Origin of the sequence: Vibrio wakamikoensis (assembly GCF_050337275.1) — a bacterium.
Classification (GTDB): domain Bacteria; phylum Pseudomonadota; class Gammaproteobacteria; order Enterobacterales; family Vibrionaceae; genus Vibrio; species Vibrio chaetopteri.
This window is the reverse complement of record NZ_JAKJST010000024.1, coordinates 1-14,865: the sequence shown is the minus strand read 5'-3', so window position 1 is coordinate 14,865 and position 14,865 is coordinate 1. Positions and strand designations below refer to the sequence as shown.

At 46.6% G+C, this 14,865-nt stretch carries 19 protein-coding genes; 10 read left to right on the top strand and 9 right to left on the bottom strand.

The genetic code is table 11. The features are described 5' to 3' along the window. Positions 1–15: 15 nt before the first annotated feature. Positions 16–1,467, bottom strand: a complete 1,452-nt coding sequence (gene bepA, locus L4C42_RS14505; RefSeq protein ID WP_353496865.1) for a beta-barrel assembly-enhancing protease — start codon at positions 1,465–1,467, stop codon at positions 16–18. 265 nt (positions 1,468–1,732) lie between these two features. Between bepA and L4C42_RS14500 the strand changes: the two genes are divergently transcribed. Together L4C42_RS14500 and L4C42_RS14495 are read left to right on the top strand one after the other, a co-directional pair. Then, positions 1,733–1,990, top strand: a complete 258-nt coding sequence (locus L4C42_RS14500; RefSeq protein ID WP_353496864.1) for a sulfurtransferase TusA family protein — start codon at positions 1,733–1,735, stop codon at positions 1,988–1,990. Next, entirely contained in the window at positions 1,984–3,054 is a 1,071-nt protein-coding gene (locus L4C42_RS14495; RefSeq protein WP_353496863.1) for an AI-2E family transporter, read from the top strand. The genes L4C42_RS14500 and L4C42_RS14495 overlap by 7 nt, the downstream gene beginning before the upstream one ends. Positions 3,055–3,125: 71 nt before the next feature. Here L4C42_RS14495 and bcp read toward each other — a convergent pair whose 3' ends face one another. Beyond that, positions 3,126–3,590 carry a thioredoxin-dependent thiol peroxidase gene (bcp, locus tag L4C42_RS14490; RefSeq protein WP_353496862.1) on the bottom strand — a complete coding sequence of 155 codons (465 nt, stop codon included), beginning with the start codon at positions 3,588–3,590 and terminating at the stop codon, positions 3,126–3,128. Positions 3,591–3,621: 31 nt separating this feature from the next. Further along, a complete protein-coding gene (locus L4C42_RS14485; RefSeq protein ID WP_429761004.1) occupies positions 3,622–4,164 on the bottom strand; it encodes a glycine cleavage system transcriptional repressor in 543 nt (180 codons plus the stop codon). A 326-nt stretch (positions 4,165–4,490) separates the two neighbouring features. Between L4C42_RS14485 and dapA the strand changes: the two genes are divergently transcribed. Both dapA and bamC read left to right on the top strand, forming a co-directional pair. Then, the gene (dapA, locus tag L4C42_RS14480; protein ID WP_042496796.1) at positions 4,491–5,369 is read left to right on the top strand and encodes a 4-hydroxy-tetrahydrodipicolinate synthase; all 879 of its coding nucleotides are present in this window, start codon (positions 4,491–4,493) and stop codon (positions 5,367–5,369) included. Positions 5,370–5,419: 50 nt separating this feature from the next. Further along, a complete protein-coding gene (bamC, locus tag L4C42_RS14475) occupies positions 5,420–6,442 on the top strand; it encodes an outer membrane protein assembly factor BamC (protein ID WP_429761002.1) in 1,023 nt (340 codons plus the stop codon). Positions 6,443–6,547: 105 nt separating this feature from the next. Here the strand turns inward: bamC and L4C42_RS14470 are convergent, their stop codons facing one another. Genes L4C42_RS14470 through L4C42_RS14455 form a run of 4 tightly spaced genes read right to left on the bottom strand, consistent with a single transcriptional unit; the run spans position 6,548 to position 9,024 of the window. Then, positions 6,548–6,760: a DUF2897 family protein gene (locus L4C42_RS14470; protein WP_353496860.1), complete on the bottom strand. Its 213-nt coding sequence runs from the start codon at positions 6,758–6,760 to the stop codon at positions 6,548–6,550. Between the two features lie 9 nt (positions 6,761–6,769). Beyond that, complete coding sequence (locus tag L4C42_RS14465) at positions 6,770–7,444, bottom strand: M15 family metallopeptidase (protein WP_353496859.1); 675 nt, start codon at positions 7,442–7,444, stop codon at positions 6,770–6,772. 31 nt (positions 7,445–7,475) lie between these two features. Next, positions 7,476–8,615 carry a succinyl-diaminopimelate desuccinylase gene (gene dapE, locus L4C42_RS14460; RefSeq protein ID WP_353496858.1) on the bottom strand — a complete coding sequence of 380 codons (1,140 nt, stop codon included), beginning with the start codon at positions 8,613–8,615 and terminating at the stop codon, positions 7,476–7,478. Positions 8,616–8,673: 58 nt separating this feature from the next. Continuing rightward, positions 8,674–9,024, bottom strand: coding sequence for an ArsC family reductase (locus L4C42_RS14455; protein ID WP_353496857.1), 351 nt, complete (start codon positions 9,022–9,024; stop codon positions 8,674–8,676). Positions 9,025–9,309: 285 nt separating this feature from the next. Between L4C42_RS14455 and L4C42_RS14450 the strand changes: the two genes are divergently transcribed. Next, positions 9,310–9,591: a winged helix-turn-helix domain-containing protein gene (locus L4C42_RS14450; RefSeq protein WP_042496808.1), complete on the top strand. Its 282-nt coding sequence runs from the start codon at positions 9,310–9,312 to the stop codon at positions 9,589–9,591. An 89-nt stretch (positions 9,592–9,680) separates the two neighbouring features. Here L4C42_RS14450 and L4C42_RS14445 read toward each other — a convergent pair whose 3' ends face one another. Together L4C42_RS14445 and L4C42_RS14440 are read right to left on the bottom strand one after the other, a co-directional pair. After that, entirely contained in the window at positions 9,681–10,046 is a 366-nt protein-coding gene (locus L4C42_RS14445; RefSeq protein WP_353496856.1) for a DUF4156 domain-containing protein, read from the bottom strand. Beyond that, complete coding sequence (locus L4C42_RS14440; RefSeq protein ID WP_353496855.1) at positions 10,033–10,374, bottom strand: DUF2956 domain-containing protein; 342 nt, start codon at positions 10,372–10,374, stop codon at positions 10,033–10,035. Before L4C42_RS14440 ends, L4C42_RS14445 begins: the two co-directional genes overlap by 14 nt. 113 nt (positions 10,375–10,487) lie before the next feature. On the opposite strand from L4C42_RS14440, the gene L4C42_RS14435 reads away from it, so the two are divergent. The 5 genes from L4C42_RS14435 to L4C42_RS14415 all read left to right on the top strand — a co-directional run. Beyond that, positions 10,488–10,949 carry a DUF2919 domain-containing protein gene (locus L4C42_RS14435; protein ID WP_353496854.1) on the top strand — a complete coding sequence of 154 codons (462 nt, stop codon included), beginning with the start codon at positions 10,488–10,490 and terminating at the stop codon, positions 10,947–10,949. A gap of 70 nt (positions 10,950–11,019) precedes the next feature. Beyond that, positions 11,020–11,925 carry a Dyp-type peroxidase gene (locus L4C42_RS14430; protein ID WP_418642007.1) on the top strand — a complete coding sequence of 302 codons (906 nt, stop codon included), beginning with the start codon at positions 11,020–11,022 and terminating at the stop codon, positions 11,923–11,925. Between the two features lie 134 nt (positions 11,926–12,059). Next, positions 12,060–13,196 carry a flagellin gene (locus L4C42_RS14425; protein ID WP_353496852.1) on the top strand — a complete coding sequence of 379 codons (1,137 nt, stop codon included), beginning with the start codon at positions 12,060–12,062 and terminating at the stop codon, positions 13,194–13,196. A 227-nt stretch (positions 13,197–13,423) separates the two neighbouring features. Then, entirely contained in the window at positions 13,424–14,557 is a 1,134-nt protein-coding gene (locus L4C42_RS14420) for a flagellin (RefSeq protein ID WP_353496851.1), read from the top strand. 127 nt (positions 14,558–14,684) lie between these two features. Next, the coding region (locus L4C42_RS14415) for a transposase domain-containing protein (protein WP_429760996.1) at positions 14,685–14,865 on the top strand (181 nt) is incomplete at its 3' end.

Sequence of the window (14,865 nt, the reverse complement as noted above, 5' to 3'; positions counted from 1 at the left end):
GTTTCCTTTCTGTTTTTATTGTAGTGCCATGAAACGGTCACGGGCGACCAATAGTTGGTCTATTCGTGCGTCATAGCGAGCTTGTTTTAAACTTCCGAGTTCGGCGAGTTGGCTGGCCTGCGAGTAGAACTGAATCGACTTATCCCACTGAGCGTTTAACGCCATAAGTTCAGCGCGTGCTGCCAAGTCTTCTGCACTGTTACCCAGTTTAATATTGGCCTCAGATAGCAAGTGCCAGCCGTTGGTGTCTTTTGGCCTATCGTGGGTAAAGCGCTGCAATACCTTGATAGCCTCATCCGTTTTGTCACTTTCAAGCAGCGCATTGGCATAGTTGATAGTGATAACCGCATTATTCGGTTTGACCTTGAGTGAGCTTTCCATCAGTTTGACTGATTTTTCAGGCTGCTTTTTCGCGATGTAAAGATCTGATGCTGCATCAAGATAGAAGTTGTTGTTCGGATCATGTTCGAGCAATTTATCGAGTATTGCTTCGGCTTTGTCTAGCTGGTTCGTGTCGAGATAGACCAACGCCTTACCATACTCAAACGAGTTCTGAATTTTCGGTGGTGCCTTTCTGGCGGTACGCTTAAACCAATCCATTGCCGCATCGGATTTGATGCCCGCATGGCGAGCAACAATGCGTGCTCTAGCCAAGTGGTAACTGATTGATGGCTGTACACGCAGCGGTGGGTAAGCCTGAGCACGTTCACGGGTATCGGTAATACGATCTTCTGGCAATGGGTGAGTCAGCAACATTGGTGGTGGCTTACTGGCGTATCGATATTCATCGGCGAGGCGGCCGAAAAAGCGAGGCATGTCATTCACATCGAATTGAGCGCGCGCCAAGGTGGCAATGCCAAAACGGTCTGCTTCTTTTTCGTTACTACGGGTGTAGTTGATAGAAGCCTGCATTGAGCCTGCGGTTGTTGCCGTTAGCGCCGCCATGCCTGCTTGAGGGGCAGCGATAGCGAGCAGTAGTGAACCTACTAGCGCGGCAACCGTTGCCGGAGAGCGGCGTGCTTCGTCTTCCATTCTGCGTGCCAGGTGACGCTGGGTCACGTGGGCAATTTCGTGCGCCATAACAGAGGCAAGCTCACTTTCTGAGTGAGCATGCAGAAATAAGCCTGAATGAAGCGCAACATATCCGCCAAAGAAGGCAAATGCGTTGATGTTTCGATCGCGGATCATAAAGAAAGTGAACGGCGTTTTCACATCGTTAGCGCTGGAGACTAAGCGATGTCCAACCGAGTCTATGTATTCGTTGAGCACAGGGTCGTTAATGATGGGTGAGCTGGCACGAATCATACGCATGTAGGCATCGCCATAGATAAGCTCTTGATCTATGGTTAGGGTTGCACCCGCAGCCGTGCCGATATCGGGCAGATCCATTTCGGCGTACGACACTTGGGGAGTAGATAATGTGGCTGCAATACATAAGCAAAGCAACGAGCGGGTACGTTTCAACATGCTGGTGAGGTAACTCCTTTATAATTGGTAAGTAAGACCACAAAACTGACGCTGGGTTTCCTACCATATCCTCTAGGGCAACATTTTTGCATACGGATAGGCGTTAGAAAAGGACTTATCCGTGACAAAGATAGACTTTGGGTATTGTTTGTTGGTGATACATTGCTGAGGTAATTGGCGTTCTGTAACACATACAGGTTGGGGATGCCTGAAAAAGTCTTTACAATAGACGCATTGAAGGTAAATCACATACTGCGTGTGCAAGATGACGAGTGAAAACAAGCTGATGACGCACATTGAACTCGATTTAGAGCAAGAGCGTTGTCCTATGTCGTTGCTTTTGGTGAAGCGAGCTTATAAAGCACTCGGCTTCAACCAGACACTAAAGGTTCGAATCGTAGACAGTCAGTCCGTTCGTGATTGCAGCAATTATCTGCTCAGGCATAAAGCTGACGTGCAGTGCCAGCAGCAGGGTGAGGTTACCGTAATGACGATAGTTAATAAGAAGGATAGCGAATGCTAGACATGGTTCGTCGTTGGTACAAACGACGTTTTTCAGATCCAGATGCGGTAAGTCTGGTGGTTATTTTGCTATTTGGTTTTATCACCATTTACTTCTTTGGCAACTTGATTGCCCCACTGCTTGTTGCGATTGTTCTGGCCTACTTACTCGAATGGCCGGTAAGTCAGCTAAGAAAGCTCGGGTTACCGCGTACGGTTGCTGTCATAACCGTGATTCTAGCGTTTATTGGTTTGATGCTGATGGCTATCTTTGGTTTGGTACCGACCATATGGAATCAGATCGGTAACCTTCTCAATGATATTCCCAACATGTACAGCGGTTTACAGCAGTTTGTGGCGTCTATTCCAGAACGCTACCCAGACCTTGCTGAAGTGCATATCGTCGAGACTATTTTTAGTAACGTTAAAGATAAAGTCTTGCTGCTTGGTGAGAACGTAGTTAAAGGTTCAGTGGCGTCTTTAGTGAGTTTAGCTGCGCTTGCCGTGTATTTGATTCTGGTACCGCTGTTGGTATTTTTCTTATTGAAAGACAAAGACGAGATGGTGGATATGGCGAGCGGCGTGCTACCAAGAAACCGCCGCTTAGCCAACAAAGTATGGATTGAGATGAACCAACAAATCTCTAATTATATTCGCGGTAAAGTGCTGGAAATCCTCATTGTAGGTACAGTCAGTTACATCACCTTTGCGATTCTAGATTTGCGCTATGCGGTACTGCTTGCTGTCCTTGTCGGCTTCTCTGTACTTATTCCTTACATTGGCGCTGCAGCTGTCACTGTGCCTGTGGCGATCGTTGGTTTGTTCCAATGGGGGTTAACACCACAATTCTACTGGCTGCTGGTGGCTTATGGCATCATTCAGGCGCTGGATGGAAACGTATTGGTGCCGATCTTGTTCTCTGAGGCGGTAAACCTTCACCCTGTGGCGATCATCGTTGCCGTATTGGTGTTTGGAGGCCTATGGGGCTTTTGGGGCGTGTTCTTTGCGATACCGTTGGCGACGCTTGTGAAAGCGGTATGGAATGCACTGCCAAGCCATGATGACCCAATACAGCCCGCGACATAGAAGCAAATAACATTCATAGTAAAAAGCCGCTCAAAAGAGCGGCTTTTCTATAAGCAAACTTTACGGAAGGTTTAGCTGTTCAAGTAATCCAATACAACTTCGTGGTGAGTCTTAGTTTTGAACTTGTTGAACACGTGCTCTATCACACCTTCTTCATTGATCAAAAAGCTGATGCGGTGCAGGCCGTCATAGACTTTGCCCATGAACTTCTTCTCGCCCCACACCCCAAACTGCTCTGCGACAGCGTGGTCTTCATCTGACAATAGCGTGAAGTTAAGTTGGTCACGTTCGATAAATTTACCTAAGCGCTTTACTGGGTCAATGCTCACGCCCAGAACAACCACATTGTGAGCGTCTAGCTCTGCTTTGGTATCGCGAAGGCCTTGCGCTTGAACGGTACAGCCAGGTGTCATCGCTTTAGGGTAAAAATAAAACAGGACTTTCTTGCCTTTAAAATCTGCCAAAGTAACCGTATTACCATCTTGGTCGAGCAGTGAAAATTGTGGGGCTGGTGTGCCCGCAGTCAATGTGTTCATTGAAATTCCTTTGAAGATCGAATTGCTATTTTTAGTGGCCGCCGCTGATGAAGTTTAGCGACCCTTTTACAGAAAGTTGATTGCAAAGCGCTTCAAATTCTTCCTGAAGCTGCATTAGATTGCAGTCTTCTTCGACGTTGGCACTTAACGCAATTTGGAACTGATCAACGTCGGAACCCGCCCTTTCTTTGACAATGGTTTGCGCGCTGAGCGAGGCGAGACCAATGTTTTTATCGGCGAAGAACTGGGTAAACTCCTCGGTTAACCCAACGCGATCCTCGGATTCGATAAACACTTCCACAGTGTATTGATTCGGGATTGAGTCGTGTTTGGAGGTACGTTTCATCATGGTGATCAGATCATGTTCCTGACCTAAAAGCGGCAAAGTGGTTTCTACGCGAGTGATGTAGCTTGGGTTACCAGATATCAGCATGATGAGCGTGAACTCATTGCCGAACATGGCGATGCGACTATCGATGATATTACAACCTGCGTTGGCAACGAGGTGGACGATTTCATTGCAGATCCCTGGTCGGTCTGAGCCAACTGCGGTAATCACTAAATACTGATTCATAGTGTCACTCTAAGTTCCTTGTTGGCTATATGTTAGCATAGCTATGGGCAAAGCTCTTGTGATTGATGTAACCGATTCTCGCAAATCAAAAATCTTAATACCCGTGGTGAGTGCTAAGGTGCCGATTATGTAAGCAGCTTGGGTGCCCAAGAGCAAAATTAACCCGCCACTGACACCTTTTAGGCGAAATAGCGCATCTTACACCTGCCTCATATCTGAAATCTGACATTATTCATCCACTTCTTGATGGGATCTGTTTTTCAGCTCTTGTGTTTATCAATAGCATTACAGTACCATGCAGTAAGTATCAATTTAGGGAGATCACCATGTTTTCAGGAAGTATTGTTGCGCTTATAACCCCTCTTACCACCGATGGCGAAGTCGATTTTGTTAGTTTACGAAAACTGGTCGAGTATCATATTGCTGCGGGTACGGATGGCATTGTTGCTGTTGGTACAACTGGGGAGTCAGCAACATTAACGGTTGAAGAACATGTAAAAGTCGTCGCGAAAACCGTTGAGTTCGCTGATGGCCGCTTACCAATTATTGCTGGCACTGGTGCCAATGCCACTCATGAAGCGATTACGTTTAGCCGTCTATTTAACAACGTCGGCATTGCAGGCTGCTTGAGTGTGACTCCTTATTATAACAAGCCGACACAAGAAGGCTTGTACCAGCACTACAAAGCGATTTCTGAAGAAACTGACATTCCACAGATTCTTTATAATGTACCAGGCCGCACTGGTGTGGATATGCAGCCAGAAACCGTTGCGCGTTTGGCAGAGATTTCAAACATTGTTGCTTTGAAAGATGCGACGGGTGATCTGTCTCGAGTTCAAATTCATCGTGAACTTTGTGGCGAAGATTTTATCTTATTAAGTGGTGATGACGCGACTGGCCTTGATTTTGTTCAAATGGGCGGTAAAGGCGTTATCTCTGTGACCAACAATATCGCAGCAGCAGACATGGCAAACATGATGCATTTAGCATTAGAAGGTAAGTTTGAAGAAGCTAAGCTTATCAATGAGCGCCTGATGACTCTGCACAAGAATTTATTTGTTGAATCAAGCCCGATCCCAGTTAAGTGGGCGGCGCACAAAATGGGTCTCATCGCAAATGGCGACCTGAGACTGCCAATGACAGAGCTGTCTGAAAATGCGAAACCGATTGTGGCGAAAGCACTGACAGAAGCCTGCATTTACTAAATTGTATGAGTAAGAGGAGCGATACGCTCCTCTTATATAAGGGAGTATCAATGAAATTTTCACGTCAGCTAGCGGTCTCTACGTTAGCTGTTATTGTTTTAGCCGCGTGCTCAAGTGATCCGAAAAACCGTCGCGAAGCCAAAGATGACTTCAACTACCTTGAATCACCAGATCTAAGAAGCTGGACGTTACCTGAAGGCGCGACTCCTCAGTTTTACCCTAACTATGAGATCCCTCAAGGTGACTTTTCTGGTGGAATCGGTCGTGAAGTCGATATTCGTCCACCGCAACAAGTCTTAGAGCTGATCCCAGGCGCTCGTGTAGAACGACAGGGCTCAGAAGTAACGCTATGGCTACTTCAACAAGATGAAATGGACAAGGTTTGGGCAACGGTGAAAACTATGCTGGCCGAAATCAATGTTCAAGCGGTTGAAGAGGCCGACGATCGCATCGAAACTGATTGGGTATCTTGGGTGTCGGAAGACGAAGATGTTGAAATTGGCAGCCGTTACGAAATCACTCGTTTTGAGGCCAGTAATCGTTATGGTTTTAAAATGAAGCTGATCGATTGGCGTGAAGGTGGCTCAGTGAAACCAGTTGCCCGCGTCAATGAAGAGCGTTACAACACTTTGATGACGAACTTAGTCACGGCGCGTTATGACCGCGACCTTCGTGAAGAAGCGGCGCTGCGAGCTCAAGAGTTGGTTAAATCTATCCCAATCAGCATGGGTACAGACCGTAGTGGCTTGCCGGTCATCATTGCACGTACGCCATACAACGTCTTGTGGCAAGAGCTTCCAACGCTACTACCGAAAATGGGCTTTACCATTGAAGAGCGCAACCAGTCTCAAGGCACAGCGAAAGCGAAATATGCGTCACCAGATGATGACTTCTGGAATGAGGTTGGTCTTAAGCCTATAGACCTTGAGCCGGGCGAGTATACTTTCTTGTTTGGTGATTTAGGTAACCGTACGTCGATCAATGTGACCGACAGTGATGGTAAACCTGTTGCTGAGAACTTACTACGTTCACTTGAGCCGCTTATCGCGACAGTTATCAAGAAAGAGCAATGATAAAGGTATAGCCTTCATCAAGACTCACGAAAAAAGGACCGTTAAGGTCCTTTTTTATGCGCATAACACGGGTTTAAACTGTGGCTTCAACCCACAGTGATAAGGTTACTGAGGCTTATTGTGCTCATCATTCGGGGTGTCGCTGTACTTTTTTTTGTCTAACTCGTTGAGACGGTCTAGCTGATTCTTACGCGAATCAACCTTGTCACTTTGATCAAACTTCATGTTTGCCGTGTGTTTGAGCGCAGCAATGTTGCCAATCACCACAGCCAGTACCACGATTATGATTACCCAAGGGTTAAATAGCCATTCAATCATTGTCTGCTCTTAACGGTTTATGTTGGTCACATATTGATTGTAGATGGAATCGAGCTCAGAAAGTATCGCCTCACGTCCCAAAATATCCGATTGCTGTAAAACTTGTCGCCATTTATTGCAACAAAAGTGCGCTAAGCAAGTAGAACTCGCTTGGCGGTGGCTGATATGCCACGGCTCCATCGCTACGCCGCCTAGGTCTTTGCCATAAGGGAAGAAAAAACCATACAAAGGTGCGCACTCTTTAAGCCAGAGGTAAAACTCACGCTGGTGGCCATTTAAATACTCCCAAGGTTCCAACTGTAACTTAGTGTCTCTTGGAAGAAAATTACCAGCGTAGACATCGAAATCCGTGCCCCAGTGATGGCGACTCGCGCCGGGTAGGGCACTCCATTTTAAGATCGCTTGAACTTTCTCTAGCTCATTCATTTGCTCTGACGCCATCGGCTGACTGTTGTGATCCAAAATTGGCGTTGTGCCCGCCATTTTGTTGTTCCAAATTGTCAGCTGACGTTCAAACGAGCGATAGCCGCTTGCTAGGAATAGCTCAAATCCTGCTTGGTTTGCTGCATTCACTAGTGTCAGTAGGTCAGCTTGCACCTGCTCGTGCACCAAAAACGACTTACTCCCAATTGTGGTGTCAACCAAGGCATCTGTGGACTGCCCAACAAGCTGCGCTATCTGCATATTACCTTCTACCTAGTGCTCTCAACGTGACTTAGGACTTAGCGAACAAGTTAATCAAAGTGTGTTCATACATGTCAGTGAGTTTTTCAAGATCAGCGACATTCACGCACTCATTTACTTTGTGGATGGTGGCGTTGACAGGCCCGAGCTCAACAACTTGCGCACCCATTCGAGCGATGAAACGACCATCAGAGGTGCCACCGGTTGTTAGGAGCTCAGGTTTATGGTGATTCACTTCTTCTACCGCACTAACGATGGCATCAAGCAGGTTACCTTTATCCGTGAGGAACGGGTGACCGCTTAGCGTCCACTTAAGGTCGTAATCCAGTCCATGCAAGTCTAGCGTTGAATGGACACGGCTCTTGATGGTTTCATCGGTCAGTTCTGTACTGAAACGGAAGTTAAACTGCACGTTGAACTCACCTGGAATCACATTGCTCGCGCCAGTGCCTGAATGCAGGTTTGGGATCTGAAAGCTCGTTGGAGGGAAGTACTCGTTGCCGTCATCCCACTTAGTTGCCGTTAACTCTGCTAGCGCAGGTAGCGCTTGATGAACTGGGTTGTTTGCTAGGTGAGGATAAGCAACGTGACCTTGCGTACCTTTTACGGTTAGATCGCCGGTTATGGAACCACGACGACCATTTTTAACCACATCGCCAACGCTGTGCGTGCTGGATGGTTCACCGACAATACACATGTCGATGATTTCATCGCGTGCCATCAGGGTGTCTACGACGCGTGTAGTGCCATTGATGAACGGACCTTCTTCGTCAGAGGTGATTAAGAAACCAATCGAGCCAGTGTGATCTGGATGATTCTCAATAAAGCGTTCAACCGCAACAATCATACAGGCGAGTGAGCCTTTCATGTCCGCCGCGCCGCGACCGTGCAAATGACCGTCGATGATAGTTGGCTCAAATGGAGGCGTATGCCAGTGGTCGAGATTGCCCGCAGGAACTACGTCAGTGTGGCCAGCAAACGCAAACAGTGGCGCTTGTGTGCCGCGACGAGCCCAAAAGTTAGTGGTGTCTTCAAATACCATGACTTCGACATCAAAACCGAGTTTTTCTAGGCGCTCGATCATCACTTTCTGGCAATCGGCGTCTTCTGGTGTCACGGATTGGCGGCTAATTAAATCTTTTGCAAGAGCCAATACTGGGCTGTCATTCATCCTTGAGGATCCTTGTTTCTAAATTTACTAATGAGAGGGAGTTAATTTGGCGGCTAAATTACACACTAAACACTTGTTGGTATTGCTCTGCTTTGAATCCGATATGCAGCGTGCCGTCCACATCTAGGATAGGGCGTTTGATCATTGCTGAGTGTTCAACAAGTAGCGAAATCGCCGTTTCTTGATTCAAGCTGTCCTTTTGCTCTTGAGTCAGTTGACGGTAGGTGGTGCCGCGTTTATTGACCACTTGTTCCCAGCCAAGTTGTTCGCAGAACTGGCGAACCATTTCTTCACTGATACCATCTTTACGGTAGTTGTGAAATTGATAGTCTAACTCATTGGCTTCAAGCCATTTTTTTGCTTTTTTAATCGTGTCGCAGTTGGGAATACCAAACATCGTTGTGGCCATGATGACTTCCTTATGGGCGTTGAACTGTTTACTTTATTATTGTGTGTTGAGCGCTTAGAAATAGAAATTGGCGCTCAACACTTGCTTGTGTCTAAGCATCCTATCAAGAAGTGCCGTGTTAAACAAAACCTTGTCAGTGGTCACAGTTTTTATGCTTGTTTTCGCCACTTAAGGTTACAAATTGTTGAATTTCGAAATTAACACGATGAGCGAGAACTTGATCGAGCGCAAAACGGCCAAATGGAAATGCAATATATTGGAAAAGCACATAAATAGGAGGTGTCAATGGAACTGAGTCCTGTTTTTGCACGTCGTCTCTATCTTGCCTTGCTCGTCGAGAGCATTGAAAGACCGAATGTGCCAAAACTAATCGAGAAAACGGGTTGGCCTCGCCGTACCATTCAAGATGTTATCAAAGCGCTACCTGGTATCGGCATTGAGCTCATGTTTGTTCAAGATGGGCGTCGACACAATGATGGTTATTACCAGTTATCAGACTGGGGGCCTTTTGACAGCCAGTGGGTTATTGATCGTCAAGACGATATTGAAACCACGTTGGGCGTATAGCCTCGCTGCAAAAGGGTTTGTATACTCATTGTGCGCGGTAACCCAAAGTGCATGAGAATGAAAAATAAAGCCGAAGCTAAGCTTCGGCTTTATTTTTTGCAGCGATAGGCGCTGCCAAATAGGGTAACTGAGGTTTCAAAGTCGACAGGGGTGAGCAGTAACACTGTATCACCACCTAAAGCCGCCGTCTGATTCTTTATTTCGTTGACCGCGCCTTCGGTGAGAGACTTGTTGCTAAAGAAGAGGTAGGTATACCAATGACCTTCTGAGCCTCTTACATCTCCTTTCCACTGACATTGAGATACATCGATGTTTGCATCGGCTCTTACCTCAACCGTCTGAGCTCGCTCAGATTGCAATTGATTAAAAGGTTGAGAGCAGCCTGATAACAAGGTAAAAGAAGCGAGCGTTATTCCCCATCCTGTTTTGCTTAGGAATCGATTAAATCGCGACATAGCTGATAAACCCTATCCAGCTTACGACAAGTAGTGCCCATGGCAGCATATCTTGACGGGATTTGCTTTTTTCTACTGATGTGGGTTGCGGCTCGTTGACTGCTTCTTGATGAGTCTGTTGCTTGGCTCGTTTCTGTTTCTTGAGCGCTTTATCCGCTTGACGCTTGCGCTCTTTTTGCTGCTTCTTGTATTGAGCAATGCCTTTTTCGATGCCCTGAGCGATTAATTTGGTCTGCTCTTTGGTTTGCCCTGGCTTTTGGGTAGCTTTAGCAATTCTCATTGCTTCTTGCTGAGTTTCCACTGAAGGGGCAGTTTTATCGTTCTTCATGCTATTTCCGCGCGAGAGTTTTCGAGCATCTTAGCACAATGATTGCGCGAACCTTGAATGATTCGCGGGTTAGCACCATATACTTTGATATGAGTTAAAAATAGAGACGTACAATGCGCTACGGCATCGAACAATATGATCAACACGGCTTGTTAAAGACACCGATTTTACTTTGGCTGGGATGGGCGTTCCTTATTCGTGCTTGGGTGGTCTTTGTCGTCGCGGGGGCGAGTCGCCAAGAGGGGAGTACCATATTACAGTATGTTTACCCAAACCATACTATGCTGTACCTCGGGCTGGCGATGGGCTTACCTATCGTGGTTGGAATGTGGCTGGTTGGGCTCAGAAAAAGCGACTCAACAAACACCAACTTCATTGTCAGTCAGTTGAAGCCAGTGACTTTGTTTATTGTGATACTTCAGCTCGCACACACCGTTTATTTGGTTGATTTGCAGCATTGGCAATTTACTTGGACTAATGCGGTGACGTTGGTGTCTTTGATTTGGTTTGCGATCTACTTGGTCAACAGTCGTCGTGTGGCAGACAGCTTGGCGCTTCCAGCAAAAATCACTTAAGTTCCTGATCAAGGTCATACAATCAACAACTGTTAAAAAATACACTGAGCGAAAAAACAGAGGAAAGATAATGTCATTACCACAAAGTGCGATTGCGCCAGAGGCTGAGCCTTTTGCGTTATACACCCAACTCAAAGTCAATCAGAATGCTCAACAGGTGCTAGATGCCCTTCAGAAGCTACCCGCGTTAGTGGAAGAGCTGAATGAAGCTCAGCCCGGTGCTCAGTTAACACTATCTGTGGCTTTCTCTCACTCTTTTTGGTCTCAGCTAGAACAAACCATGCCGTCTGAGCTAAAGCCGTTCACTGAGCTTGGTGAGGGCGATATTTTTGCACCATCGTCAGATGTGGATGTACTGGTTCACTGTCACTCGAACCGCCACGACTTGCATTTCTATTTGCTGCGCAAGTTAATGGGTCAAATCGCTGAAGACGTTACAATTGTCGATGAAACACAAGGCTTCCGCTTTATGGATTCGCGAGACATGACAGATTTCGTTGACGGTACTGAGAACCCGAAAGGTGAACAGCGTGCTGAGGTAGCTCTAGTCGCAGACGGTGAGTTCGCTGGTGGTAGCTATGTCATGGTACAGCGCTTTGAGCACAACCTACCAGCTTGGAACCGTTTGAACGTTGCTGCGCAAGAGAAAGTTGTTGGCCGTACTAAGCCAGACAGTATCGAGCTCGAGGATGTTCCAGCTGCCTCGCACGTGGGTCGAGTTGACATTAAAGAAGAAGGCAAGGGACTGAAAATCGTTCGTCATAGCTTGCCTTACGGCACGGTTAGTGGCCCTCACGGTCTTCTGTTCATTGCTTACTGCAATACGGTTCACAACTTCGACGCAATGCTAGAAAGCATGTACGGCGCTACTGATGGCAAAACGGATCAATTGCTTCGCTTTACTAAAGCGGTCACAGGTGCTTACTTCTTTGCTCCGTCACAAACAATGCTAGCGGCGTTAACCGTCAAAGGTTAAGCGCAGCCAATTTCCCATAAGATACTCTCAAAGGCATATCACTTGTCTTTGAGAGTTCCTCTCTATATCTCTCAAGTTTCCAAAGTGTTGGTCGATAACTAAGCTATTCAATTCATCCTGTTTTTGGAAGCGACATGTCGATCACTGTAAATACCAATGTCAGCGCAATGGTGGCGCAAAACCACTTAGGTGCGGCGAGCAAAGCGCTCAGCCAGTCCTTAGAGCGTTTGTCGTCTGGGCATCGTATTAACAGCGCCAAAGACGATGCTGCGGGATTGCAGATTGCCAATCGACTCGATGCTCAGATCAGTGGGCTTGGCGTCGCACAGCGCAACGCCAATGACGGTATCTCCATCATGCAAACAGCAGAAGGGGCGATGAATGAAGCAACACAAATCCTACAGCGCATGCGTGATCTTTCTCTGCAAAGTGCCAACGGTGCTAACTCTTCACAAGACAGACAAGCGTTAGAACAAGAGTTTGTTGCGCTAAATAATGAACTAAACCGTATCGCAGAGACTACAAGCTTTGGTGGTCGGAAGCTCCTGAATGGCACGTTTGGTAGTTCAGAGTTTCAAATTGGTGCTCAATCGGGAGAAGCGCTGCAAGTCGGGCTTGCGAATTTGCGAACAGATCAATTGTCCATGGGCGGTGCTGTGTATCAAGCCGGAAACAGCGCACCACCTGAATGGCGAGTCGGGCAGAGTAATAATGCTCTGGCATTCAGCTATGTTGATGCTCAAGGTGTCAATCAATCTGTCGCGATTGAACTCAAACAAGGTGATGATATAGAGCAGGTCGCCACTTATATTAATGGTCAAACCGATGTGTTTGCCGCTTCGGTGGATGAGAATGGCCAACTTCAGATTTTCGCTGATTCGGACAAAGTGACCGGAGCGGTGAGTTTTTCTGGCACCTTTGCCAGTGAAGTCGGTTTGCAGACTGGCCAAGTCGTGACCGTCAACGACATGTCCATTGGTACTGTCGGCGGCGCGCAACTGTCAGTGTCCGTGCTAGATAAAGCGATGAAGTTTGTTGATAGCCACAGAGCAGAGCTTGGTGCGACTCAAAATCGTCTCAACCATACCATCAATAATCTCGCCAATATGGAAGAGAACCTTTCCGCATCACAAAGTCGTATCCGCGATACCGACTATGCCAAAGAGACCACTCAAATGCTTAAGCAACAAATCTTGCAGCAAGTGAGTACGACGGTATTAGCTCAAGCGAAACAAACGCCGAACTTGGCGTTAACTCTATTACAAGGCTAAGGGCATCGACCGTTTAAAGTCGAACTTTAGTCTTTTTTTGATAAAACATTTCTTTTTACCATTTCTGTCACATCTTCTATTCGATAGCTCAAAAAATCACAATTTTGTTCATTTTTTATCTCAAGTGTTAGGTTTTAAGGACGATAAAGAAAGTAACTTTGAGAGAACTACTTGGTTTTCCGAGACGTCGGAAACCGCTACACCGGAAAATCAATTGGAGAAACAACATGGCAGTGAATGTAAATACAAACGTATCAGCGATGACAGCGCAGCGTTACCTAAACAACGCGAACCAAGCCCAACAAACCTCAATGGAGCGTTTGTCGTCTGGTCACAAAATTAACAGCGCTAAAGATGACGCAGCGGGTCTACAAATCTCTAACCGTTTGAACGTGCAAAGCCGTGGTCTTGATGTTGCCGTTCGTAACGCTAACGATGGTATCTCAATCGCACAAACCGCTGAAGGTGCGATGAACGAGACCACCAATATCTTGCAACGTATGCGTGACTTATCACTTCAATCATCAAACGGCTCTAACTCAAAAGCTGAGCGTGTTGCGATTCAAGAAGAAGTAACAGCACTAAACGACGAACTAAACCGTATCGCAGAAACAACCTCATTCGGTGGAAACAAGCTGCTCAACGGTACTTATGGTACTCAATCATTCCAAATTGGCGCTGATAATGGTGAAGCTGTGATGCTAAGCCTTCGTGACATGCGTTCTGACAATGCTCAAATGGGTGGCAGTAGCTACCAAGCAGGCAACGCAAAAGACAAAGACTGGACAGTAGCAGCAGGTACTAACGACCTAACGATTGACCTAACAGACAGCTTCGGTGATGCGCAATCCATCACTATTAACGCTAAAGCAGGTGATGACATTGAGCAGTTAGCGACGTACATCAATGGTCAAACGGATTTAGTCAAAGCCTCTGTTGACCAAGACGGTAAGCTGCAAGTGTTTGCTGGTAACAATAAAGTTGATGGCGCAGTGGCTTTCTCTGGCGGCCTAGCAGGCGAGCTAGACATGCAAGCAGGCAACGCAGTCACGGTCGATACGATTGATGTAACATCTGTTGGTGGTTCGCAAGAATCGGTTGCTATCCTAGACTCAGCTCTAAAATACGTGGACAGCCACCGTGCCGAACTTGGTGCATTCCAAAACCGTTTCAATCACGCAATCAACAACTTGGATAACATCAACGAGAATGTGAACGCATCGAAGAGCCGTATTAAAGATACTGACTTCGCGAAAGAAACGACGTCGATGACCAAGAGCCAAATCCTATCGCAAGCATCAAGCTCAATCCTGGCGCAAGCGAAGCAGGCACCAAATGCAGCATTGAGCCTACTGGGCTAACCTATTCTAAAAATAAAAAAACAGAGCTTTTGCTCTAATGCCGATCAGTTAACAACTAAATGATCGGTTGAACGATCCATTCAAAGTGTCAAAATCCGAGTGTATTCAATGCACTCGGATTTTTTTTATGTTTTTAAGACAGGCTCTTAACCAAGTTCATCAATTCTCTGCAGAGCAACTTTCGGGTTTATCTGATCTGCTTTCTCCAGAACTCATTTCCCAGTGTTTGGAAGATACAGGAATTACGACTATTCGCAGACGAAGGTTACCAATGGAAATGATGGTTTGGAGTGTTGTTGGGATGTCTC

Excerpts from the sequence above, each read along its gene's own strand:
- L4C42_RS14500 (WP_353496864.1), top strand. The coding sequence starts at position 1,733 with ATGACGAGTGAAAACAAGCTGATGACGCACATTGAACTCGATTTAGAG.
- L4C42_RS14465 (WP_353496859.1), bottom strand. The coding sequence starts at position 7,444 with ATGCAGATAGCGCAGCTTGTTGGGCAGTCCACAGATGCCTTGGTTGAC.
- bepA (WP_353496865.1), bottom strand. The coding sequence starts at position 1,467 with ATGTTGAAACGTACCCGCTCGTTGCTTTGCTTATGTATTGCAGCCACA.
- L4C42_RS14455 (WP_353496857.1), bottom strand. The coding sequence starts at position 9,024 with ATGGCCACAACGATGTTTGGTATTCCCAACTGCGACACGATTAAAAAA.
- dapA (WP_042496796.1), top strand. The coding sequence starts at position 4,491 with ATGTTTTCAGGAAGTATTGTTGCGCTTATAACCCCTCTTACCACCGAT.
- L4C42_RS14425 (WP_353496852.1), top strand. The coding sequence starts at position 12,060 with ATGTCGATCACTGTAAATACCAATGTCAGCGCAATGGTGGCGCAAAAC.
- L4C42_RS14440 (WP_353496855.1), bottom strand. The coding sequence starts at position 10,374 with ATGAAGAACGATAAAACTGCCCCTTCAGTGGAAACTCAGCAAGAAGCA.
- L4C42_RS14420 (WP_353496851.1), top strand. The coding sequence starts at position 13,424 with ATGGCAGTGAATGTAAATACAAACGTATCAGCGATGACAGCGCAGCGT.
- L4C42_RS14435 (WP_353496854.1), top strand. The coding sequence starts at position 10,488 with ATGCGCTACGGCATCGAACAATATGATCAACACGGCTTGTTAAAGACA.
- L4C42_RS14445 (WP_353496856.1), bottom strand. The coding sequence starts at position 10,046 with ATGTCGCGATTTAATCGATTCCTAAGCAAAACAGGATGGGGAATAACG.
- L4C42_RS14470 (WP_353496860.1), bottom strand. The coding sequence starts at position 6,760 with ATGATTGAATGGCTATTTAACCCTTGGGTAATCATAATCGTGGTACTG.
- bcp (WP_353496862.1), bottom strand. The coding sequence starts at position 3,590 with ATGAACACATTGACTGCGGGCACACCAGCCCCACAATTTTCACTGCTC.
- L4C42_RS14485 (WP_429761004.1), bottom strand. The coding sequence starts at position 4,164 with ATGAATCAGTATTTAGTGATTACCGCAGTTGGCTCAGACCGACCAGGG.
- dapE (WP_353496858.1), bottom strand. The coding sequence starts at position 8,615 with ATGAATGACAGCCCAGTATTGGCTCTTGCAAAAGATTTAATTAGCCGC.
- bamC (WP_429761002.1), top strand. The coding sequence starts at position 5,420 with ATGAAATTTTCACGTCAGCTAGCGGTCTCTACGTTAGCTGTTATTGTT.
- L4C42_RS14430 (WP_418642007.1), top strand. The coding sequence starts at position 11,020 with ATGTCATTACCACAAAGTGCGATTGCGCCAGAGGCTGAGCCTTTTGCG.
- L4C42_RS14495 (WP_353496863.1), top strand. The coding sequence starts at position 1,984 with ATGCTAGACATGGTTCGTCGTTGGTACAAACGACGTTTTTCAGATCCA.
- L4C42_RS14450 (WP_042496808.1), top strand. The coding sequence starts at position 9,310 with ATGGAACTGAGTCCTGTTTTTGCACGTCGTCTCTATCTTGCCTTGCTC.